The organism is Pseudomonas sp. NFACC08-1 (assembly GCF_900106735.1).
Taxonomy (GTDB): domain Bacteria; phylum Pseudomonadota; class Gammaproteobacteria; order Pseudomonadales; family Pseudomonadaceae; genus Aquipseudomonas; species Aquipseudomonas fluorescens_Q.
Genome location: NZ_FNNL01000004.1, coordinates 265,219 through 285,083, shown reverse-complemented (window position 1 = coordinate 285,083; position 19,865 = coordinate 265,219). Strand labels below are relative to the sequence as shown.

Annotated in this window: 22 protein-coding genes; 13 read left to right on the top strand and 9 right to left on the bottom strand. The window is 62.8% G+C overall.

The genetic code is table 11. From position 1 onward, the window contains the following. Positions 1 to 73 precede the first annotated feature (73 nt). On the top strand, positions 74 to 2,101 hold the full coding sequence (locus tag BLU76_RS11030; RefSeq protein WP_063320512.1) for a TRAP transporter permease: 2,028 nt from the start codon (positions 74 to 76) through the stop codon (positions 2,099 to 2,101). Beyond that, a complete protein-coding gene (locus BLU76_RS11025; protein ID WP_063320511.1) occupies positions 2,098 to 2,484 on the top strand; it encodes a DUF1850 domain-containing protein in 387 nt (128 codons plus the stop codon). Before BLU76_RS11030 ends, BLU76_RS11025 begins: the two co-directional genes overlap by 4 nt. Positions 2,485 to 2,690: 206 nt before the next feature. Here BLU76_RS11025 and BLU76_RS11020 read toward each other — a convergent pair whose 3' ends face one another. Both BLU76_RS11020 and BLU76_RS11015 read right to left on the bottom strand, forming a co-directional pair. Next, positions 2,691 to 3,782, bottom strand: coding sequence for an SMP-30/gluconolactonase/LRE family protein (locus BLU76_RS11020; protein WP_092222717.1), 1,092 nt, complete (start codon positions 3,780 to 3,782; stop codon positions 2,691 to 2,693). A gap of 96 nt (positions 3,783 to 3,878) precedes the next feature. After that, positions 3,879 to 5,009, bottom strand: coding sequence for a sensor histidine kinase (locus tag BLU76_RS11015; RefSeq protein ID WP_092222715.1), 1,131 nt, complete (start codon positions 5,007 to 5,009; stop codon positions 3,879 to 3,881). A 243-nt stretch (positions 5,010 to 5,252) separates the two neighbouring features. On the opposite strand from BLU76_RS11015, the gene BLU76_RS11010 reads away from it, so the two are divergent. After that, positions 5,253 to 6,218 carry an EamA family transporter gene (locus BLU76_RS11010; protein WP_092222713.1) on the top strand — a complete coding sequence of 322 codons (966 nt, stop codon included), beginning with the start codon at positions 5,253 to 5,255 and terminating at the stop codon, positions 6,216 to 6,218. Positions 6,219 to 6,512: 294 nt separating this feature from the next. Continuing rightward, entirely contained in the window at positions 6,513 to 7,373 is an 861-nt protein-coding gene (locus BLU76_RS11005) for a CAP domain-containing protein (RefSeq protein ID WP_092222711.1), read from the top strand. Positions 7,374 to 7,566: 193 nt separating this feature from the next. Here BLU76_RS11005 and BLU76_RS11000 read toward each other — a convergent pair whose 3' ends face one another. Both BLU76_RS11000 and ggt read right to left on the bottom strand, forming a co-directional pair. Further along, complete coding sequence (locus tag BLU76_RS11000; protein WP_063320506.1) at positions 7,567 to 8,100, bottom strand: cysteine hydrolase family protein; 534 nt, start codon at positions 8,098 to 8,100, stop codon at positions 7,567 to 7,569. A 40-nt stretch (positions 8,101 to 8,140) separates the two neighbouring features. Next, positions 8,141 to 9,868, bottom strand: coding sequence for a gamma-glutamyltransferase (gene ggt / locus BLU76_RS10995; RefSeq protein WP_092222709.1), 1,728 nt, complete (start codon positions 9,866 to 9,868; stop codon positions 8,141 to 8,143). A 164-nt stretch (positions 9,869 to 10,032) separates the two neighbouring features. Here ggt and BLU76_RS10990 point away from each other — a divergent pair, with 164 nt between their 5' ends. After that, on the top strand, positions 10,033 to 10,464 hold the full coding sequence (locus BLU76_RS10990) for a GNAT family N-acetyltransferase (protein WP_092222707.1): 432 nt from the start codon (positions 10,033 to 10,035) through the stop codon (positions 10,462 to 10,464). 80 nt (positions 10,465 to 10,544) lie between these two features. Here the strand turns inward: BLU76_RS10990 and BLU76_RS10985 are convergent, their stop codons facing one another. Continuing rightward, positions 10,545 to 10,895 carry a hypothetical protein gene (locus BLU76_RS10985; RefSeq protein WP_013693699.1) on the bottom strand — a complete coding sequence of 117 codons (351 nt, stop codon included), beginning with the start codon at positions 10,893 to 10,895 and terminating at the stop codon, positions 10,545 to 10,547. 144 nt (positions 10,896 to 11,039) lie between these two features. Here BLU76_RS10985 and BLU76_RS10980 point away from each other — a divergent pair, with 144 nt between their 5' ends. From BLU76_RS10980 to BLU76_RS10945, 8 genes are all read left to right on the top strand, one after another. Beyond that, the gene (locus BLU76_RS10980; RefSeq protein WP_092222705.1) at positions 11,040 to 11,300 is read left to right on the top strand and encodes a hypothetical protein; all 261 of its coding nucleotides are present in this window, start codon (positions 11,040 to 11,042) and stop codon (positions 11,298 to 11,300) included. A 2-nt stretch (positions 11,301 to 11,302) separates the two neighbouring features. Continuing rightward, entirely contained in the window at positions 11,303 to 11,632 is a 330-nt protein-coding gene (locus BLU76_RS10975) for a DUF6388 family protein (RefSeq protein WP_092222703.1), read from the top strand. Between the two features lie 220 nt (positions 11,633 to 11,852). Then, positions 11,853 to 12,245, top strand: coding sequence for a sulfurtransferase complex subunit TusD (gene tusD, locus BLU76_RS10970; RefSeq protein WP_092144722.1), 393 nt, complete (start codon positions 11,853 to 11,855; stop codon positions 12,243 to 12,245). Continuing rightward, entirely contained in the window at positions 12,245 to 12,607 is a 363-nt protein-coding gene (gene tusC, locus BLU76_RS10965) for a sulfurtransferase complex subunit TusC (protein ID WP_072339595.1), read from the top strand. The genes tusD and tusC overlap by 1 nt, the downstream gene beginning before the upstream one ends. Then, positions 12,607 to 12,900, top strand: a complete 294-nt coding sequence (gene tusB / locus BLU76_RS10960) for a sulfurtransferase complex subunit TusB (RefSeq protein ID WP_063320500.1) — start codon at positions 12,607 to 12,609, stop codon at positions 12,898 to 12,900. Before tusC ends, tusB begins: the two co-directional genes overlap by 1 nt. Further along, a complete protein-coding gene (locus BLU76_RS10955; protein ID WP_092222701.1) occupies positions 12,897 to 13,232 on the top strand; it encodes a TusE/DsrC/DsvC family sulfur relay protein in 336 nt (111 codons plus the stop codon). Before tusB ends, BLU76_RS10955 begins: the two co-directional genes overlap by 4 nt. Next, a complete protein-coding gene (locus BLU76_RS10950; protein WP_092222699.1) occupies positions 13,229 to 14,230 on the top strand; it encodes a glycosyl transferase family protein in 1,002 nt (333 codons plus the stop codon). Before BLU76_RS10955 ends, BLU76_RS10950 begins: the two co-directional genes overlap by 4 nt. An 88-nt stretch (positions 14,231 to 14,318) precedes the next feature. Beyond that, positions 14,319 to 15,317, top strand: coding sequence for a glutathione S-transferase family protein (locus tag BLU76_RS10945; protein ID WP_092222697.1), 999 nt, complete (start codon positions 14,319 to 14,321; stop codon positions 15,315 to 15,317). Positions 15,318 to 15,436: 119 nt separating this feature from the next. Here BLU76_RS10945 and cysG read toward each other — a convergent pair whose 3' ends face one another. The 4 genes from cysG to BLU76_RS10925 are packed head-to-tail and all read right to left on the bottom strand — an operon-like array spanning position 15,437 to position 19,824. After that, positions 15,437 to 16,831 carry a siroheme synthase CysG gene (gene cysG, locus BLU76_RS10940; protein ID WP_092222695.1) on the bottom strand — a complete coding sequence of 465 codons (1,395 nt, stop codon included), beginning with the start codon at positions 16,829 to 16,831 and terminating at the stop codon, positions 15,437 to 15,439. Further along, positions 16,832 to 18,112 (bottom strand): serine--tRNA ligase, encoded by a 1,281-nt coding sequence (serS, locus tag BLU76_RS10935; RefSeq protein ID WP_063320495.1) that lies wholly within the window; start codon positions 18,110 to 18,112, stop codon positions 16,832 to 16,834. It lies immediately after the preceding gene. Between the two features lie 12 nt (positions 18,113 to 18,124). Then, positions 18,125 to 18,502, bottom strand: a complete 378-nt coding sequence (gene crcB / locus BLU76_RS10930; RefSeq protein WP_063320494.1) for a fluoride efflux transporter CrcB — start codon at positions 18,500 to 18,502, stop codon at positions 18,125 to 18,127. Further along, positions 18,499 to 19,824, bottom strand: coding sequence for a replication-associated recombination protein A (locus BLU76_RS10925; RefSeq protein WP_092222693.1), 1,326 nt, complete (start codon positions 19,822 to 19,824; stop codon positions 18,499 to 18,501). Before BLU76_RS10925 ends, crcB begins: the two co-directional genes overlap by 4 nt. Positions 19,825 to 19,865 lie beyond the last annotated feature (41 nt).

Here is a 19,865-nt window from a genome sequence, read left to right as displayed (position 1 = left end):
GTATCAACGGCGCCCATCGCCGTTGATCCGTCGTGTTTTCGCCCCTTGAATGTGAACAGAAGGCAGGCACCTCATGAGTGAAGACCAGCACGGCATCGCCACGGACCCGCGAGACTGGCCCAAGACCCTGTTCTACGTGGCCTTGCTGTTTTCAATATTTCAGATCGTCACCGCCGCGTTTTCTCCGGTCTCCAGCATTGTGCTGAGGGCGGTACATGTCGGCTTTCTGTTGTGGGTGGTGTTCCTCAGCTACCCCGCGCATGGCAGGCAGCGCCCTTGGCAACCCTTGGCCTGGGTCTTGAGCCTGGGGGGCGTGGCGACGGCGCTTTATCAATGGGTGTTTGAGTCGGACCTGATCCAACGCTCCGGCGACTTGACCACCACGGACATGATCATGGGGATCGTCCTGGTCGTGCTGGTGTTCGAAGCCGCGCGGCGAGTGATGGGCATCGCACTACCGATCATTTGCGGCCTGTTCCTGGCCTATGGCCTGTTCGGCGAATACTTACCGGGCGACTTGGCCCATCGCGGCTATGGCCTCGATCAAATCATCAACCAGCTGTCGTTCGGCACCGAAGGGCTGTACGGCACGCCAACCTACGTGTCGGCCACCTATATTTTCCTGTTCATCCTGTTCGGCGCCTTCCTGGAAAAGGCCGGCATGATCAAGCTCTTCACCGATTTCGCCATGGGCCTGTTCGGTCACAAGCTCGGTGGCCCGGCCAAGGTGGCCGTGGTGTCATCGGCGCTGATGGGCACCATCACCGGTTCTGGCATCGCCAACGTGGTCACCACCGGGCAATTCACCATCCCGTTGATGAAGCGCTTCGGCTACAAGGCCGCGTTTGCCGGTGGTGTGGAAGCCACGTCCAGCATGGGCAGCCAGATCATGCCGCCGGTGATGGGCGCGGTGGCCTTCATCATGGCCGAAACCATCAATGTGCCGTTCGTTGAAATCGCCAAGGCCGCATTGATACCCGCCTGCCTGTACTTCGGCTCGGTGTTCTGGATGGTTCACCTGGAGGCCAAGCGCTCCGACCTCAAGGGCTTGCCCAAGGACCAATGCCCCAGCGCCTGGGGCGCGGTCAAGGACAGCTGGTTCCTGCTGATCCCGCTCGGGGTGTTGGTCTACCTGTTGTTTTCCGGACGCACCCCCCTGTTTTCCGGCATGGTGGGCCTGGCATTGACAGCCATCGTGATTCTCGGCTCGGCGATCATTCTCAAAGTCTCGAACTACGCGTTGCGCTGCGCCTTCTGGATCGCCTTGGGGCTGCTTTGCGTCGGTTTTTTCCGCTTGGGCATCGGTGTCGTGTTTGCGGTGATCGGCGTGTTGGTGGTGGCCTGCTGGTTCATGCAAGGCACTCGGGAAACCCTCGTCATCTGCTTGCATGCGTTGGTAGATGGCGCGCGTCATGCCGTTCCAGTGGGGATCGCCTGCGCCTTGGTGGGCAGCATCATCGCGGTGGTCTCGCTGACTGGCGTGGCCTCCACCTTTGCCGGCTACATCCTCGCCATCGGCCGGGACAACCTGTTGCTGTCGCTGATCCTCACCATGCTCACCTGCCTGGTGCTGGGCATGGGTATACCGACCATCCCCAACTACATCATCACCAGCTCGATCGCCGCACCGGCCCTGCTGGAACTGGGCGTGCCGCTGATCGTGTCGCACATGTTCGTGTTCTATTTCGGTATCTTGGCCGACCTGACGCCGCCGGTGGCGCTGGCTTGTTTCGCCGCCGCGCCCATTGCCCGGGAAAGTGGCCTGAAGATCAGCTTCTGGGCGGTGCGCATTGCCCTGGCTGGGTTCGTCATTCCATTCATGACCGTCTATAACCCGGCCCTGATGCTCCAGGGCGACAACCTGTGGATGACGGCGTACATGCTGATCAAGACGTTGTTGGCCGTCGGGCTCTGGGGCATGGCGTCCACCGGCTACCTGCAACAGAAAATGCCGATTTGGGAACGCTTGCTGTGTTTTGCCGCCGGCGCGTTGCTGGTGGTTGCCCTGCCCGTGACCGATGAGATCGGCTTCGTGCTGGGTGGGCTGCTGATTCTCCAACACGTCTGGCGCGCACGACGCAGTGGGCGGGCCTTGGCGTGATCGGTCTGTGCCTGGGCTTGTCCGGCGTGGTCTGGGCCCAGCTCGCCGTGGCCGATTTCACGTTGGCATGGAACCACACCATCGAGAAGATTCGCTGGGAGGAAGATTATCGCGTCAGCGAACAGGGCCTGATCCTGGGCGAGGCCAGGGTCAAAGGCAATGGCGCGGGCATGGAGATTCCCGACGATGCAAGGCTTGAAAACGGCAGCTGGCACTACCAACGCCAGGTGCCGCCCCTGCAACCGCTGAAACTGGGCCGCACGCCGCAGGCTGGCGACTATCAGTTATGTTTTGGTGGCGGTTGTCGGGCGATGAGTCATTGGCTGGGGCCGCCGACAGAGGGCCAGCCGACCGTGGAGCTATGGAGCTGCGGACAATCCTGAACCCATCAGAAAACACCGCAGGCACAGCGGACATCCTGTGGCCAGGGATTGCTCCCGCTGGGTTGCGCAGCAACCCCAAAGAGACCGAATGTTGAATGCGACCAACCAGGCACACCCAGGTGAATGGTTTTAGGGCTGCTACGCAGCCCAGCGGGAGCAAGCTCCCTCGCCACAAAGTCCATCAACTCCGAGGGTGAATGTGTCACTCAGGCAAACGTCGCCCCTCGGGTATTCACGAACAGCGAATACAGCGAGTGGCTGCCGGCCATGAACAACCGATTGCCTTCCCGCCCGCCGAAGCAGACGTTGGGACAGCGCTCCGGCAGGGAGATGTGCCCGATGGCCTTGCCTTCAGGGTTGAACACCCGCACGCCGTCGAGTTTTTCCAGGTCGGCCTTGGGGTCGCCATTGCCGCCCCAACCGCACCAGAGGTTGCCGCTTTCATCACATTTGATTCCGTCGATCGCCGCGTAATCCAGGCCTTCGATGTGCTTGCGCCGCTCACCCAGCGTGCCGTCATCCTTGACGGTGATCGCCCAGATCAAGCGGTTGGGCTTGGCCCGGCCTTCGACCACGTAGAGGATTTTCTCATCCGGGGAAAAACACAGCCCGTTCGGCCCCGCCAGGTCGTCGATGACCCGCGTGACCTTGCCGGTTTCGCCATCGATGCGATACACCGCGTGAGGCTGGGCGGGGGTGACTTTGTGTCCCTCGTAATTGTTGCCGGTCTGGAACGGTGGGTCGGTGAACCACACCGAGCCATCGCGCTTGCACACGATGTCGTTGGGCGAGTTCAGCGGCTTGCCTTCGAAACTGTCCGCCAGCACGGTGATAGTGCCGTTGTGCTCGGTGCGGGTGATGCGTCGGCCTTCGCTGGCGGTGGTGGAGCCTTCGCACACCAGCAGCCGGCCCTGGCGATCGCGGCACATGCCGTTGGAGAAGTTGGAATTCTCGCGGTAGACCGACAGGCCACCGGTAATTTCATCCCAGCGCACGATGCGGTTGTTGGGAATGTCGCTGACCAGCAGGTAACGACCGTCACCAACCCACACCGGCCCTTCTGCCCAACGCAAACCGGTGGCGAGTTTCTCCACGCTGGCGTTGAAGATGCGCAAGTCCATGAAGCTGGGGTCAAGGATATTGATCAGCGGGTCCGGGTAACGCTGACTCAAGGGCTCGGCCTGAGCGAGCCCGGGCAGGTTGCCAAGGGCGGCCGCAGCAGCCGAGACCACCAGGGATTTTTTCAGGAATACCCGGCGGCCCTGATCGGCGGCGGTTGCAGATTGCGAAGCATCCATCGGTGCGTCTCCGTTAATTATTATTGGACGGGACGACAGTTCTACTACGTGATAAGACATCGTACAAGTATGTGAATCTGCTCTGCGCACAGTCGATCAGGCCAGGTTCAGCGGTATACGAACAGTAAAGGTCGTGCCGACTTGCGCCTCCGAGTGGACCTTGATGGTGCCCTGATGGGCCGATACGATCGCCGAAGCGATGTGCAGGCCAAGTCCGAGTCCAGCCGTGGAACCGTACTGCATTTCACTGCTGCACAGATTTCGGACCATTGGGTTGAATATGTTGGCAATGGCCTCTTTCTCGATAGGCTTGCCCTGGTTGTTGATCGCGATCACGGCCATATCCTTTTCCACGCTCAATGAAACAGTCACCGGCGAGCCTTCGGCACCATGCTGGACGGCATTGCCAATCAGGTTGGCAAATACCTGCTCCATGCGGGCCGGATCAAACAGCGCCTCCAGGGCGCCGCTCGTTTTAAAGACAATTTTGCTTTCCGGGTGATAGGCCCGCGCCTCCTCCACCATACCTTCGCAGGCGGCCACCAGATCACCCTTGAAGCGCTGCACTGGAATGCCCGAGCCGAGTTGGGTGCGGGTGAAATCCAGCAGATCGCCGACGATTTTGTTGGCCCGCTTGACGCTGGTGTAGATGCGCGAAGTGATCTTGGTCGCCTTGGCGGGCAGGTCCCCCGCCCGCAGCAGCACTTCGGAACTCAGCAGGATCGCGCCCAAGGGGCTGCGCAAGTCATGCCCCAGAATCCCGAGAAAGATATTGCGCGACGCATCCACCGCCCCCGAGTAACTGACGACGGACTCGGCCAAGGCCTGGTCCACGGCCTCGTTGAATCGAATCAGATCGTCCATGACCTGTTTGTGATCCAACTGCGTGTGCGGCATCCAGAGCATAAGCACGCTGGTGCGCAGGGCCCGGTACTCGGAAACCATTTGCTCCACGGTAAAACCCGAGGACTGGCGGATGACCGCATGGGTTTCGGCGGCGGTTTCGGCATCAACCGGCGGGGCCTCGCCGTGGGACTTGGCAATCGCCTCATTGCGCGTTTGCGAGGTGCGCAGGTCAGCGGCGATAGTGCGCAGCATCTGCTCGGCATGGTCGCGCAGGGCCACGGAATCCATGCCAATGGATGCGGGGGTGATGGTTTTGGCGAAGTCTTCCCACGCCTGAAGAATCGGCTCGATATTGTCGAGAATGAAATCGGCCAGGCGCATGGGGCGGCTCCGCAAAGGGCAATGCTGTAAACGACACAACGGTCAGGTTGTTGTACAGCAAAGCGCAGGACAATGTGCACGCGGTCGTTCACTTAAGAAGGTAGAGCTCCCCCGCAACCCCGACCTTGTCTCTTGTAATCCTATAGGGTAAAAACAGCCCTCAAAGTTGTACGACGACTTATAACTAAAAACAGCTGATCCAAGGCGATTTGCCTGGGCGGCCCACTATTGAGACACCCTGCCATGACTCGCCCCGCCGCTGCACCTGACGCCCCACCTCCATTGCCCCGTCACCTCGCGGTGCTCGTTCTGCTGTGCATGGGCTGTGCCTTTGCCGGCAATCATGTCGCCGCCCGAGCGGCGTTCGATGACGGTGCCGGGGTATTGCTGGCGATCCTGCTGCGCTCAGGCGGGACGCTGCTGGTGTTGGCCGCGATGGTACTGTGGCAACGTCAGAGCCTGCGTTTGCCGCCGGGCGCATGGCGTTGGCAGGTGCTGCTGGGGTTGCTCATCGCTGCGCAGAGCCTGTGCCTGTACTCGGCCGTGGCCCGGGTGCCGGTGGCATTGGCGCTGTTGGTGGGCAACGTCTTTCCGATTCTGCTGGCCTTGCTGACCTGGGCGCTGGGCGGGCCACGGCCCACTGCACGCACCGCCACGTTGATGGGGATGATCCTGGTGGGCCTGGTATTCGTGCTGGAGGTGCCGGCGCGGTTATCGTCTGAACAGAGCGTTGGCCCGCAATGGCTACTGGGGGTGGGCCTGGCCTTCTGTGCCGCTTGCGTGTTCGCTTGTGCGCTGTGGATCACCGACCACAAGCTGTCCCAGGTCCGTGGTTCGGTGCGCAGCCTGCTGACGATTTTCATCGTCTTCAGCAGCGTCAACCTCGCCGGCCTGACCGGTGCCCTGCCCGGCGGTTTCGACCTGCCAGCCAGCAGCACCGGTTGGTTCGCCCTGGCGACCCTGGTGGTGCTCTACGGCACCGGCTTCACTGTGCTGTTCATTTCCGTGCCCCGCCTGGACATGCCGCGCAACGCCCCGGTGATGAACATCGAACCGCTGGCCACGCTGCTGATCGGCTGGCTGGTACTGGACCAGATGCTCAACCCGGGCCAGGTGATGGGTGGCGCGATTGTGGTGACGGGCATCGTATTGCTGACCTATCGCAAGGTTGAGCAGGCCAAGGTGCCTGTGGCTGGAACAGCGAATTGAACTGACTGAACACCGTTGTGGCGAGGGAGCTTGCTCCCGCTCGACCGGGCTGGCGCTCCAGCGCGAAACGGTCGCAAATGCGTTGGGCCTGCTTCGCAGGCCAGCGGGAGCAAGCTCCCTCGCCACAATGGTGTTGTGCCAGCTCGTAGAAAGTCTTCGTCCTCAGAAACTTGTTCCAAAACCCACAGTCCTACCCCAGCCGTGAAAACCCGCCGATCTGCAGCGCCGGGTTTTCCAGCTGATCGGCGCCAAGCCCGGCGCTAAGCACCTCCCCCTTCTTGAGCCGTTCGCCCCATGCGCCACCCTGTTCGCTCTAGCCGTTTCGTTTCGCTGTGCTTGCTTGCCCTGTTTCCCTTATTTGCCAGCCCCGTCCACGCCCGTGGCGAAAGGCAATTGGTGGACGCCATCAACGATTTCCGTAGCCAATCACGCCGCTGTGAATGGCGCACGGTGCGTGCCACGCCGCCGCTGGCGCTGCGCTCGAACCTGGGCTTGCCGATGGGCTTTCGCGGTGGTCTGCGGGAGACCTTGAAAGACGCCGGCTACCAGGCCCGGGCCGTGCGCAGCATCCGCCTGACCGATGCGCGGGACGCCGAAGAAGCGTTCGACATGTTGGCTGACGAACATTGCGCAGCACTGCTGGACAACCAATACGCCGACATTGGCGTCAATCGGGTCGGTGATGAGTGGCGCGTGGTGCTGGCGCAGCCCATGGGAGGCACACGGATGAGCGACGCGGGTGCGACGGACAAGTCGCTGCTGGCCCAGGTCAACGCCGCCAGGGCCAAGCCGCGGATGTGCGGGCGCCAGCGCTTCGCCGCGGCCCGGCCGCTGAGCTGGAACGCCGCGCTGGGAACCGCCGCCCAAGGCCACAGCCGGTCGATGGCCCGCGAGAATTATTTCGCCCATCGCGACCCGGACGGTCGCTCCTCTTCCGATCGGGCCAAGAGCGCCGGCTTTCGCGGACATAAATTGGGCGAGAACATCGCCGCCGGACAACGCTCACCGACCCAGGCCATGCACGACTGGCTGGCCAGCCCGGGGCACTGCGCCAACCTGATGAACCCGATGTTCACCCAGATGGGCGCCGCTTCCGCCAGCGATTCGCGCAGTGATGCGGGGGTGTACTGGACGATGGTGCTTGGCGCGCCGTGAAAAACCATCGTCGATGCTGAGCCATCCGCTGTTGTGGCGAGGGAGCTTGCTCCCGCTCGACCGGGCTGGCGCTCCAGCGCGAAGCGGTCGTAAAAATTTTAGGGTCGCTTCGCAACCCAGCGGGAGCAAGCTCCCTCGCCACAAGTGTGCCCCCAAGTCAAACCTGCGTCGCAGTACCGACAGTGAGTATCGGCTACAGGCGGATTTCAGCAGCCGGCACCACATCGATCCGCGATACAGCACTGCTCAGCCGCCCCAATCGGTTGTTGTGATTGGCAATGATCTGCTCGGCCGCCATGCTGCCGTTGTCCACCGTGGAGTGGGCATCGGCCACCAAAACCACGTCGTACCCCAGGGCATGGGCCTGGCGCACGGTGGCGTTGACGCAATAGTCGGTTTGCAGCCCACAGATCACCAGGCGGTCGATGCCTCGGGCCTGCAACAACGGTTGCAGGTCGGTCTGGTAGAAGGCATCGGGGGTGGTCTTGCGCACCCGCAGGTCATCGGCTGCGGTCAACAGGTCGTCGGCCAGTTGCCAGGCGGCAGAACCATAGGTCAGCGAACCTTCCAACTCTTCGTGCTGGATCAGGATCACCGTCAAGCCGAGGGCCCGGGTTTTGGCCGCCAGGTCGTTGATGGTCCGGATGATGCGCTGGCTGTCGAAGCATTCCTCTTCGCCTGAGCACAGCGCGTTCTGGACATCGATGATCAGCAATGCGGTGTTCATGACCTTCCCTCTTCAAACATTATCGGAGCCGCGCGATGACTCAATACCCCAGCGACAACCCAGTGTTGCGACGGGGGTCGTTGGCGCCATAGAAGCGGTTCTTGCCCACCGGCTTGCCACCCAATGACGGCGCGCCGACCAGGATCGCGGCGATGTGGTTGGGGTCCTGCGGGCCGGCAAACTTGTGCCCCCAGCTCTCCAGCAGCTTCCGGGTATCGGGGCTGGCCGCGAACGCCTCCAGGTTGGTTTCCTCCGGCATCCACTGCTGGTGGAAACGCGGCGCGTCGACCGCCTCCTGGAGGTTCATGCCGTAGTCGATCACATTGAGGATAGTCAGCAACGTCGCGGTGATGATCCGGCTACCGCCCGGGGTGCCCACCACCATGACCGTCTTGCCGTCCTTGGTGACAATGGTCGGGCTCATGGATGACAGCGGCGCCTTGCCCGGCGCGATGGCGTTGGCTTCGCCCTGCACCAGGCCGTACATGTTGGGCACGCCGACCTTGGCGGTGAAATCGTCCATTTCATCGTTGAGGATCACCCCGGTCTTGCTCGCCATGACACCGGCACCGAACCAGTCGTTCAGGGTGTAGGTGACCGAGACGGCGTTGCCCCACTTGTCGACAATGGAGTAATGGGTGGTGTTGCTGCCCTCATGGGGCGCCACGCCGGGCTTGATCTTCTGCGAGTCGCCGGCCTTTTGCGGTTCGATCGCGGCCCGCAGCTTGGCGGCGTAGTTTTTATCCAGCAGATGGTCGATGGGGTTCTTCACGAAGTCCGGGTCACCCAGGTAACTGTTGCGGTCCACGTAGGCGTGGCGCATGGCTTCGATCTGATAGTGCATGCCCTGGGCCGAATGGAACCCCAGGTCCTTCATCGGATAACCGTCGAGGATGTTCATGATCTGGCACAGCACCACCCCGCCGGAACTGGGCGGCGGCGCCGAGATGATGTGGTAGCCGCGGTAGTCGCACTCCACCGGGGCCAGCTCGCGGGTCTTGTACTTGTCCAGGTCGGCCTGGGTGATGATGCCTTTGTTGGCCTGGCTGGAGGTGACCAGCGCATCGGCGACCCAGCCCTTGTAGAAGCCGTCGGCACCCTTGGCGGAGATTTCCCGCAGGGTCTTGGCGAGATCCTTTTGCACCAGCTTCTGGCCGACCTGCATGGGCTCGCCGCTGTGCAGGAAGATCGCCCCGGAGTCGCGCATGTCCTTCTTGAACACATCGGTGGCTGTTTCCAGCAGATCGACATCTCCCTGCTCCAGGGCGAAGCCTTCCTCGGCGAACTTGATGGCCGGGGCGATCAGCTCCGCCCGCGGTTTACTGCCGTACTTCTTCAACGCCAACTCCATGCCGGAGACGGTGCCGGGCACGCCCACGGCCAGGTGTCCGCGGGTGCTGAGGTCGGGGATGACGTTGCCGTCCTTGTCCAGATACATGTTGGCCGTGGCGGCCAGGGGGGCCTTTTCGCGGAAATCCAGGAACGTCTTGCGGCCATCGGCCATTTGAAGGGTCATGAACCCACCCCCGCCCAGATTGCCCGCCGCCGGATACACCACCGCCAAGGCATACCCCACCGCCACCGCCGCATCCACGGCATTGCCGCCGTTCTTGAGCACGTCGACACCCACGTGGGTCGCCAGGTGCTGGGCGGTGACCACCATGCCGTTCTCGGCGGCCACCGGTGCCTGGGAGGCGGCCTGGGCATACAAACAGCTGAGGGTCAGGGATATGGCAATGAGGGTTCGGGCTAAGGATTCGAACTTCATGACTCGGCCTCTTCTTGTTTTAAACAGTCGGCGATCGCATCAAGCAACTAGCTAGTATGGCCCGGTTTGCGTAATGCGCCTGTTTCCAAGCCGACCGGGTGACGCCACGGTAGCCTTTGGGATAGGCTCCTGCGGTTAATCTTGACTGAATAAGGACATTGCCGATGACGCTACGAATCGAACGCACGGACGCGCCCACTGACGAAGAACGCCAAGCCATCCTCGCTCCGCTGCGCGCCTATAACACGGCCAAGACCAGCGGGACGGTGCCTGAACTGGTGGCCTGGCTGGTGCGCGATGAACACGACGAAATCGTCGGGGGGCTCTATGGCCGAGTGTTTTTCCGCTGGTTGTATATCGAGCTGCTGGTGGTGCCGGAACAGGCCCGGGGCCAGGGCACCGGCTCGACCCTGATGCAGATGGCCGAAGCACTGGCCCGGGAGAAAAACTGCGTGGGCATCTGGCTGGACACCTTCGACTTCCAGGCGCCGGATTTCTACCGCAGGCACGGCTTCACGGAAATCGGCCAGATCGACGACTACCCCCCGGGCCACCAGCACTTCTTCTTCCAGAAGCGCCTGACGCCCTCTGACTAAAAACCAGTCCCTGTGGGTAATGCCGATCAGTTAAGCCTCAAACCCGTGGGGGCGAGCCTGCTCGCGATCGGTCTATCTGTTCAAAGACACGTCGCCAACGCCGCCAACCGACGCTTGGCCACGAAGTCGTCATGCTTGGCGTAATAACTCAACTCGGTGCCCGTCGCACCGGCGTGCAAATCGACAAACGATTCAGCGGAGCGGGTGTAGACCGTCGAGCCCCCCTTCTTGCCCGGTTGCAGGTAGGCGCCAGCATCGACACCGAACACCGCTTCGTCCTGCCAGGAGAACTGCACGCACTGGGCCACGACCTGTTCGGGTTTGTCCGAGGTCAGGGTCTTGTAAGGGGCCTGGGTCCGGGCCTCGTTCATCGCAGAACCCGCGCAGCCGGCCAGCAAGGTCGCGGCCAGGGCCACGGTCAACATTCGCATTGCGTTCACTCATCAAGAAAAAAACGGACTGTAGCACTGCGGCCCGGGCCTTCGTGCTGCTTTACTGAAATTTACACGGGACATCGGCCTGCGATTCGCGCACCCTGTCGCGCCATTGCCACCAGCCACAACGGAACACGCCCCATGACTCCCAACGCCGAATTCTACAAACCCACTGCCGAATACGCCGACAAACTGATCAGCCAGATCGGCCAGACACCGTCCTGGATCGCCAAGCGCATCGGCGTCACCGACAAGCGGGTTCGCTACATCCTCGACGGCGAACGGACCGTCAAGGGCGAAACCACGCCGATCCAGATGACCTACACCGAACAGTTCGCCCTCGAATGCCTGGCGGCTGCGGCCAAGGCCAGCAAGAAGCAGTCTGCATCCCCCAAGGAGTGACCATGGCGGCAACCGAACAGCAACACGAACGGGCCCTGGCAAAGTTTCTCGATGAGCGCCCCGAACTGCGCCACGAACTGGACCACCTCAACCCGCTGCTGGCCCAGGCCAAGGGCGAGACCGCCGCGCAGTACCGCGCCGAGCGCTTGCATGAAGCCTTCGAAGCCGAGGCCGAGCGCCTGGGCCTGTTTGCCTGGGAACTGACCCTGCAACTGACCGCCACCTCGCCCCAGGACTACCAAGCCCAGCGCCTGGAAGTGCACAAGGAAGTGGCGGAGATGGCGGGAATGGCGTGGGCAGAGTATTGCGAGTTGCATGGCCTCAAGGTCTAGCACAGCTCCTGTGGCGAGGGAGCTTGCTCCCGCTGGGGTGCGTAGCGCCCCCAAAACCTCCCAACGCGGTGTGTCAGCCAAACCACAGCGGATGAGTTGGGGCCGCTGCGCAGCCCAGCGGGAGCAAGCTCCCTCGCCACACGGTCTCACCGCTTTCTGCCAATCGCCCCCCCGCCCATAAAGCTTTATCATGGCCGCAGTTTTGCTGATCGGGTCTGTCATGAAGTTCGCCATTGCGCTGTTTTCCGCCGCCCATGCGCCCTCCTCGCGCCGTGCCTTGCTGTTTGCCCAGGCTGCGCTGGCGGGCGGGCATGAGATCGTGCGGCTGTTTTTCTATCAGGACGGTGTCTATAACGCCTGCGCCAGTGTCGTCACGCCCCAGGATGAACAGGACCTGCCCCAGCAGTGGCGAACCTTTGTCAGCGACAACCAGCTCGATGGTGTGGTCTGCATCGCGGCGGCGTTGCGCCGTGGGGTGTTGAACGAGGAAGAGGCCCAGCGCTACCAGCGCTCGGCGGTTAGCGTCGAGGCACCCTGGACCTTGTCCGGGCTGGGCCAGTTGCACGATGCGATCCAGGGCGCCGACCGTTTGATCTGCTTTGGAGGCGCGTGATGGCCAAGTCTTTGTTGTTGATCAGCCGCCAGGCCCCCTGGTCCGGCCCCGGCGCCCGTGAAGCGCTGGACATCGTCCTGGCCGGCGGCGCCTTCGACCTGCCCATCGGCCTGCTGTTTCTCGATGACGGGGTATTCCAACTGACAAGCGGCCAAAACGCCAAGGCCGTCCAGCAAAAGGACCTGAGCGCGAACTTGCAGGCATTGCCGATGTTTGGCGTCGACGACCTGTTTGTCTGTGCCGACAGCGCCGCCGAACGCGGTGTCGCCCTCGACACCCTGGCGCTGGCCGACATGAAAGCACTGACCGCGCCGCAAATCGCCGCGCTCATTGACCGTTACGACCAGGTGATCACCCTCTGATGTCGACTTTGCATGTGTTGTCTCATTCGCCCTTCGGCGATAACCGCCTCGCCAGTTGCCTGCGGGTGCTGGGTAATCAGGATGCGCTGCTGCTGTGCGGCGACGCGACGTACGCGTTGCAACCGGGCAGCCCACCGTTTGCAGTGCTGCAGGCCGCTGGCGTGAACCTGTTCGTGCTCGCCGAAGACCTCCAGGCCCGCGCCCTGGACACGCCAGACTGGGCCGAAGCCATCAACTATTCGGGTTTCGTCGAGCTGTCGATCGAGCACGACAAGGTCAACACCTGGCTATGAAGACGCTGAACGTGGGCGACCGCACCATCGCGCTGGACAAGGACGGCTACCTGGCCGACCTTGACGACTGGTCGGCCGAGGTCGCCACGGCCCTGGCCACTGCCGAAGACATCGAGCTGGGCCCCGAACACTGGGAGATCCTCGAACTGCTGCGCGGCTTCTATAACGAATTCCAGCTCTCCCCCGCGACCCGGCCGCTGATCAAGTACACGGCACTGAAACTGGGCGCGAACAAAGGCAACAGCCTGCACCTGAACCGATTGTTCAAAGGCACTCCCGCCAAACTCGCCGCCAAGCTGGCGGGCCTGCCCAAACCGACGAATTGCTTATGACCGACGTTCCATCGCTGACCCTTGAGACCCCGGCCGAACACCCGTTCGCCCAGTTCGTGCGCATCCTGGGCAAAGGCAAGCGCGGCGCCCGCAACCTGACCCGCGAAGAAGCCCGCGAAGCCATGGGCCTGGTGCTCGACGAAAAGGTCGAGGACACCCAGCTTGGCGCCTTCCTGATGTTGCTGCGGCACAAGGAAGAAAGTGCCGAGGAGATGGCCGGTTTCACCGAGGCCCTGCGTGAACGCCTGGTGGTCCCGGCGTTGGCGGTGGACCTCGACTGGCCGACCTACGCCGGCAAGAAGCGCCATTTGCCGTGGTACCTGCTGGCGGCCAAGTGCCTTGGGCAGAACGGCGTGAGGATCTTCATGCACGGCGGCGGCGCTCATACGGCGGGCCGGCTCTACACCGAACAACTGTTGGCGTTTTTGCAGATCCCGCTATGCCGTGACTGGCAACAGGTCGGCAGTGCGCTGGACAACGGCGGCCTGGCCTTCATGCCGCTGGTGGACTGGGCGCCGCAGATGCAGCGGATGATCGACCTGCGCAACACCCTGGGCCTGCGCTCGCCGATCCACTCACTGGCACGCATCCTCAACCCGCTGGCCGCCCGTTGCGGCTTGCAAAGCATTTTCCACCCGGGCTACCAAGCCGTGCATCGCGACGCCAGCGGTTTGCTCGGTGATACCGCCATCGTGATCAAGGGCGACGGCGGCGAGATCGAAATCAACCCGGACGCCGATAGCCACCTGTACGCCACCACCGGCGGCGTCAGTTGGGATGAAGAATGGCCGCGACTGGCCGAGCAGCGCCACGTCAAACCGGAAAACCTCGATCCCGAACACTTGAAAGCGATCTGGCGCGGTGACGTCGAAGACAGCTACCCGCAACTGGCGCTCATCGCCACCATGGCCCTGGCCTTGCGTGGCCTGGGCCTGGCTCGCGAAGAAGCGTTCGACAAAGCCCGGCAGTATTGGGGCGCCCGGGATCGTTCGATTTAACCGATCATTAGCGCCCAACCTTTGCGCTTTTACTTCGAACCTATCGGAATAGACTCGCCTCCAACGTTTATTGGCCGAGGAGATCGAGATGGGTTTGTTAGTCGAGGGCCGCTGGCAGGATCAGTGGTATGAAAGCAAGGACGGCACCTTCCAGCGCGAACAGGCGCAGCGCCGTCATTGGGTCACCGCCGACGGCAGCGCTGGCCCCTCGGGCGAGAGCGGCTTTGCCGCCGAGGCCGGACGCTACCATTTGTATGTCTCCCTGGCTTGCCCCTGGGCCCACCGCACGCTGATCTTGCGCAAGCTCAAGGGCCTTGAAGACTTGATCGATGTGTCGGTGGTCAGCTACCTGATGCTGGAAAACGGCTGGACCTTCGACAAGGCCCACGGCTCCACCGGCGACAAGCTCGACCATCTGCAATTCCTGCATCAGCGCTACACCGCCGACACGCCGGACTACACTGGCCGCGTCACGGTTCCGGCCCTTTGGGACAAACGCCAACAGCGCATCGTCAACAACGAATCGGCGGAAATCATCCGCATGTTCAACAGCGCCTTCGACGGCTTGACCGGCAACGGCCTGGACCTCTATCCCGAACACCTGCGCGGCGAGATCGACGCGTTGAACGAGCGGATTTATCCGGCGGTGAACAATGGGGTGTATCGCGCCGGGTTCGCCACGACCCAAGCCGCGTATGAAGAAGCCTTCGACCGGCTATTCGCCGAACTGGATTGGCTGGAAGCGTTACTGGAAACCCGCCGCTACCTGGCTGGCGAATACCTGACCGAGGCCGACATCCGCCTGTTCACCACGATGATCCGCTTCGACGCGGTGTACTTCGGGCACTTCAAATGCAACCTGCGGCGCATCGCCGATTATCCGAACCTGTCGAACTGGCTGCGGGAGCTGTACCAGTGGCCGGGCATTGCCGAGACCGTGGATTTCACGCATATCCAGGGCCATTACTATGGCAGCCACAAGACCATCAACCCCAATGGAATCGTGCCCAAGGGGCCGAAGCAGGATTTCAGGGTTGCCCATGATCGGGGAAGGTTGAGTGGGAAAGGGATTTGGCAGCGCGATTAAGATCGTTCCCACGCTCCGCGTGGGAATGCATCCGGTGACGCTCTGCGTCACTCCAAGGCGGAACGCGGAGCGTCCCGGGCGGCGTTCCCACGGGAGTGGGAACGATCAGCTACACGGCTTCAGACCTGCCCCTGAGCCCCTTCGAACCACGCCAGCTTCTCGCGCAGTTGCACCACTTCCCCGACGATCACCAGGGTCGGCGCATGAACTTCGTGCTCGGCCACCAGCCGTGGCAAGTCCGCCAAAGTGCCGGTAAATACCCGCTGGTTGGACGTCGTGCCCTGCTGGATCAGTGCCGCTGGCGTATCCGCCGCACGGCCATGCTTGATCAGCTCGTCGCAGATCACTGGCAGCCCCACCAAGCCCATGTAGAACACCAGGGTCTGGGCAGGCGAAACCAGGTCCGCCCACGGCAAGTCGCTGGTGCCATCCTTGAGATGGCCGGTGATGAAACGCACCGATTGGGCATAGTCGCGATGGGTCAGCGGGATCCCGGCGTAGGCCGCGCAACCACTGGCCGCGGTGATGCCCGGGACGACCTGGAACGGAATGCCATGGGCTGCCAGTTCTTCGATCTCTTCGCCGCCGCGCCCGAAGATGAACGGATCGCCCCCCTTCAACCGCACCACGCGCTTGCCCTGGCGGGCCAGGTCGACCAATTGCTGGTTGATCTGGTCCTGGGGCACGGCGTGTTCGGAACGGCGCTTGCCGACGTAGATGCGCTCGGCGTCGCGCCGGCACAGTTCCAGGATCGCCGGCGCCACCAGGCGGTCGTACAGCACCACGTCGGCCTGCTGCATCAGGCGCAAGGCGCGGAAGGTCAGCAGGTCCGGATCACCCGGCCCGGCGCCCACCAGATAAACTTCGCCCGGCGCGTTCGGCGCCTGGCCATCGATCTTTTCCCGCAGTAGACGCTCGGCTTCCGCGCCCTGCCCGGCCAGTTGCCGGTCGGCGATAGGGCCCTGGAACACGTCTTCCCAGAACGCCCGTCGTTGCTGCACATCGGGAAACAAGCCTTTGACCTGGCTGCGAAAACGCGCCGCCAACCCAGCCAACTGCCCGTAGGTCGACGGAATCCAGGTTTCCAGCTTGGCCCGGATCAACCGCGCCAGCACCGGCGCATCGCCGCCACTGGACACCGCGATCACCAAGGGTGAACGGTCGACAATCGCCGGGAAGATCACACTGCACAGGGCCGGCGCGTCTACCACGTTGACCGGCACGCAGCGCTTATGGGCGTCGGCCGACACCTGGGCGTTAAGCGGCTCGTCGTCGGTGGCGGCAATGATCAAGCCGCAGCCGTCCAGGTCGGCTTCCTGATAACCACGCAGGACGCATTCGCCACCGCTGCCTCTAACCAGCTCCCGCAACTGCGGCTCGATCTCGGGTGCGACTACCCGTAGCAGCGCACCGGCATCGGCCAGCAAGCGAGACTTGCGCAAGGCAATCTCGCCGCCGCCGACCACCAGCACGCGGCTGCCGCGCAGGTTGTGGAACAGTGGCAAATAGTCCATTTAGCCGATGACCTCGATGCCGCCCATGTAGGGCTTCAACACTTCAGGCACGCGGATCGAACCGTCGGCCTGCTGGTAGTTTTCCAGCACCGCCACCAGGGTACGACCCACCGCCAGGCCGGAGCCATTGAGGGTATGGACCAGTTCCGGCTTGCCGGTTTCCGGATTGCGGAAACGCGCCTGCATGCGGCGGGCCTGGAAGTCACCGCAGTTGGAGCACGAAGAAATCTCGCGGTACTTGTCCTGGCTCGGGATCCAGACTTCCAGGTCGTAGGTCTTGACCGCACTGAAGCCCATGTCACCGGTGCACAGGGCCAGGGTGCGATACGGCAGTTCCAACAGTTGCAGGACCTTCTCGGCGTTGGCGGTCAGGCTTTCCAGCGCTTCCATGGATTTCGACGGTTCGACAATCTGGACCATCTCGACCTTGTCGAACTGGTGCTGGCGGATCATGCCGCGGGTATCACGGCCCGACGCCCCGGCTTCACTGCGGAAGCATGGCGTGTGGGCGACGAACTTGATCGGCAGTTGCTTGGCGTCGACGATTTCGCCGGCCACGATGTTGGTCAGCGACACTTCGGCGGTCGGGATCAGGTACAGGTCGGCCTCGCCTTCGCGGCTGATCTTGAACAGGTCTTCCTCGAATTTCGGCAACTGGCCAGTGCCTTGCAGGGCCGGGGCCTGGACCAGGTACGGCGTGTAGGCTTCTTCGTAGCCGTGCTCGGTGACGTGCAGGTTGATCATGAACTGCGCCAGGGCCCGGTGCAGACGGGCAATCGGCCCACGCAGCAAGGCAAAACGGGCGCCCGACAGCTTGGCGGCGGTTTCGAAATCCAGCCAGCCGAATTTCTCGCCCAGGGCGACATGGTCCTGCACCGGGAAATCGAAGGTTGTCGGCGTGCCCCAACGGCGCACTTCGACGTTGCCGTCTTCGTCTTCCCCGACCGGCACCGATTCGTGAGGCAGGTTGGGGATGCCCAGCAGGATCGAATCCAGCTCGGTCTGGATTGCGTCCAGTTCGACCTTGCCGGCACTCAACTCGCCCGCCATGCGCTCGACATCGGCCATCAGCGGCGCGATGTCTTCACCGCGTTGCTTGGCCTGACCGATGGATTTGGAGCGCGCGTTACGTTCAGCCTGCAGGGCTTCGGTGCGGGTCTGGACGGTCTTGCGCTGTTCTTCCAGCGCTTCGATGCGCGCGACGTCCAGGGCAAAGCCACGGGATGCCAGGCGGTCCGCTACGTCCTGAAGGTTGCTACGTAACAGTTTGGAATCGAGCATGTCGGTCTCTCGTTAGATAAGTTTGGTCAGGGACAGGCCGGCCCAGGTGGCGAGCAGCCCGCCGAATACGCTGATGGCCGCGTAGCCCAGGGCCAGCGGCACCTGCCCGCTTTCCAGCAGGCGCACCGTATCCAGTGAAAAGGATGAAAAGGTCGTCAGGCCGCCAAGGAAGCCGACGATGAGCCCGGCACGCACTTCGACAGGCACTTCCGGGCGAATCAAAAACAGGCCGTACAGGACGCCGATCAGCAGACAGCCCACGATATTAACGGCCAGCGTCGCGGTATAGAAGTGCCGCGGCCAATTTGCGCTGACCCAATTGCTGGTGGCGAACCGTGCCAAGGTGCCGGCAACACCGCCAGCGGAGACTGCAAGGATCAAGGGAATCAAGGTTTTCTCCGCTGCCGTGGACTCAAGCGGTCCAGTTGGGCCAAGTGGTTGAGCTTCTCGCCGATCTTCAGCTCCAGGCCCCGGGGCACCGGCTGGTAGAACCGCTGGGGTTCGAGTTCGTCGGGAAAATAGTCTTCACCGGCAGCATAGGCGTCCGGCTCATCGTGGGCGTAACGGTATTCTTCGCCGTAGCCCAACTGCTTCATGAGCTTGGTCGGCGCGTTGCGCAGGTGCAGCGGCACCTCGAGGGAGCCGTGCTCGGTAGCGCTGCGCATCGCGGCCTTGAAGCCCATGTAGACGGCGTTGCTTTTCGGCGCGCAGGCCAGGTAGGTAATGGCCTGGGCCACGGCGAGCTCGCCTTCCGGGCTGCCGAGGCGCTCCTGCACATCCCAGGCTGCCAGGCACAGGCTCAGGGCCCGCGGGTCGGCATTGCCGATGTCTTCGCTGGCCATGCGCACCACGCGCCGCGCCAGGTACAGCGGATCGCAGCCGCCGTCGATCATGCGCGCAAACCAGTACAAGGCCGCATCGGGGTTGGAACCACGGATGGATTTGTGCAGCGCCGAAATCTGGTCGTAGAACGCCTCGCCGCCCTTGTCGAAGCGACGCCGGGTATCGCCCAGCAGGCTTTGCAGCAGCTCGACGCCAATCTCGCTGTCGTCTTCGGCCAGGTCCGAGGCGTTTTCCAGCAGGTTGAGCAAGCGTCGGCCATCGCCATCGGCGGCTGAAAACAGGATCTGGAAGCCTTCATCGCTGAGGCTCAAATGCCGCTTGCCCAGGCCGCGCTCCTCGGTCAGCGCCCGATGCACCAGCTTGCGCATCGCCACCTCGTCGAGGCTCTTGAGCACATAGACCCGCGCCCGGGACAGCAAGGCATTGTTGAGTTCGAACGAAGGGTTTTCGGTGGTCGCACCGATGAAAATCAGCGTGCCGTCTTCGACGTAGGGCAGGAACGCGTCCTGTTGAGACTTGTTGAAGCGGTGGACTTCGTCGACGAACAGGATGGTGCGCTTGCCGTATTGCCCGGCCTGCTGCTTGGCCACTTCCACCGCCTGGCGGATTTCCTTGACCCCGGCCAGTACCGCCGACACCGTTTCGAAGTGGGCATCCGAGACTTCCGCCAGCAGTCGCGCCAGGGTGGTCTTGCCCACGCCCGGCGGGCCCCAGAAGATCATCGAGTGCAACGCACCCTGCTCCAAGGCCTCGCGCAGAGGCTTGCCGCGGGCGAGCACATGTTCCTGGCCGACGTACTCATCCAGGTTGGTCGCACGCAGGCGGGCGGCCAAGGGCTGGGCAATCGGGGCGCTTCGAAACAGGTCCATCACTACTTACACAACCTCCGCTGGGTCCTGTTGCCAATCCT

Excerpts from the sequence above, each read along its gene's own strand:
- ggt (WP_092222709.1), bottom strand. The coding sequence starts at position 9,868 with ATGAAGTTCGAATCCTTAGCCCGAACCCTCATTGCCATATCCCTGACC.
- BLU76_RS10945 (WP_092222697.1), top strand. The coding sequence starts at position 14,319 with ATGGGTTTGTTAGTCGAGGGCCGCTGGCAGGATCAGTGGTATGAAAGC.
- BLU76_RS10985 (WP_013693699.1), bottom strand. The coding sequence starts at position 10,895 with ATGCGAATGTTGACCGTGGCCCTGGCCGCGACCTTGCTGGCCGGCTGC.
- tusB (WP_063320500.1), top strand. The coding sequence starts at position 12,607 with ATGTCGACTTTGCATGTGTTGTCTCATTCGCCCTTCGGCGATAACCGC.
- BLU76_RS10950 (WP_092222699.1), top strand. The coding sequence starts at position 13,229 with ATGACCGACGTTCCATCGCTGACCCTTGAGACCCCGGCCGAACACCCG.
- BLU76_RS10975 (WP_092222703.1), top strand. The coding sequence starts at position 11,303 with ATGGCGGCAACCGAACAGCAACACGAACGGGCCCTGGCAAAGTTTCTC.
- BLU76_RS11020 (WP_092222717.1), bottom strand. The coding sequence starts at position 3,782 with ATGGATGCTTCGCAATCTGCAACCGCCGCCGATCAGGGCCGCCGGGTA.
- BLU76_RS10955 (WP_092222701.1), top strand. The coding sequence starts at position 12,897 with ATGAAGACGCTGAACGTGGGCGACCGCACCATCGCGCTGGACAAGGAC.
- tusC (WP_072339595.1), top strand. The coding sequence starts at position 12,245 with ATGGCCAAGTCTTTGTTGTTGATCAGCCGCCAGGCCCCCTGGTCCGGC.
- serS (WP_063320495.1), bottom strand. The coding sequence starts at position 18,112 with ATGCTCGATTCCAAACTGTTACGTAGCAACCTTCAGGACGTAGCGGAC.
- BLU76_RS11015 (WP_092222715.1), bottom strand. The coding sequence starts at position 5,009 with ATGCGCCTGGCCGATTTCATTCTCGACAATATCGAGCCGATTCTTCAG.
- BLU76_RS10925 (WP_092222693.1), bottom strand. The coding sequence starts at position 19,824 with ATGGACCTGTTTCGAAGCGCCCCGATTGCCCAGCCCTTGGCCGCCCGC.
- tusD (WP_092144722.1), top strand. The coding sequence starts at position 11,853 with ATGAAGTTCGCCATTGCGCTGTTTTCCGCCGCCCATGCGCCCTCCTCG.
- BLU76_RS10990 (WP_092222707.1), top strand. The coding sequence starts at position 10,033 with ATGACGCTACGAATCGAACGCACGGACGCGCCCACTGACGAAGAACGC.
- BLU76_RS11010 (WP_092222713.1), top strand. The coding sequence starts at position 5,253 with ATGACTCGCCCCGCCGCTGCACCTGACGCCCCACCTCCATTGCCCCGT.
- cysG (WP_092222695.1), bottom strand. The coding sequence starts at position 16,831 with ATGGACTATTTGCCACTGTTCCACAACCTGCGCGGCAGCCGCGTGCTG.
- BLU76_RS11000 (WP_063320506.1), bottom strand. The coding sequence starts at position 8,100 with ATGAACACCGCATTGCTGATCATCGATGTCCAGAACGCGCTGTGCTCA.
- BLU76_RS10980 (WP_092222705.1), top strand. The coding sequence starts at position 11,040 with ATGACTCCCAACGCCGAATTCTACAAACCCACTGCCGAATACGCCGAC.
- BLU76_RS11030 (WP_063320512.1), top strand. The coding sequence starts at position 74 with ATGAGTGAAGACCAGCACGGCATCGCCACGGACCCGCGAGACTGGCCC.
- BLU76_RS11005 (WP_092222711.1), top strand. The coding sequence starts at position 6,513 with ATGCGCCACCCTGTTCGCTCTAGCCGTTTCGTTTCGCTGTGCTTGCTT.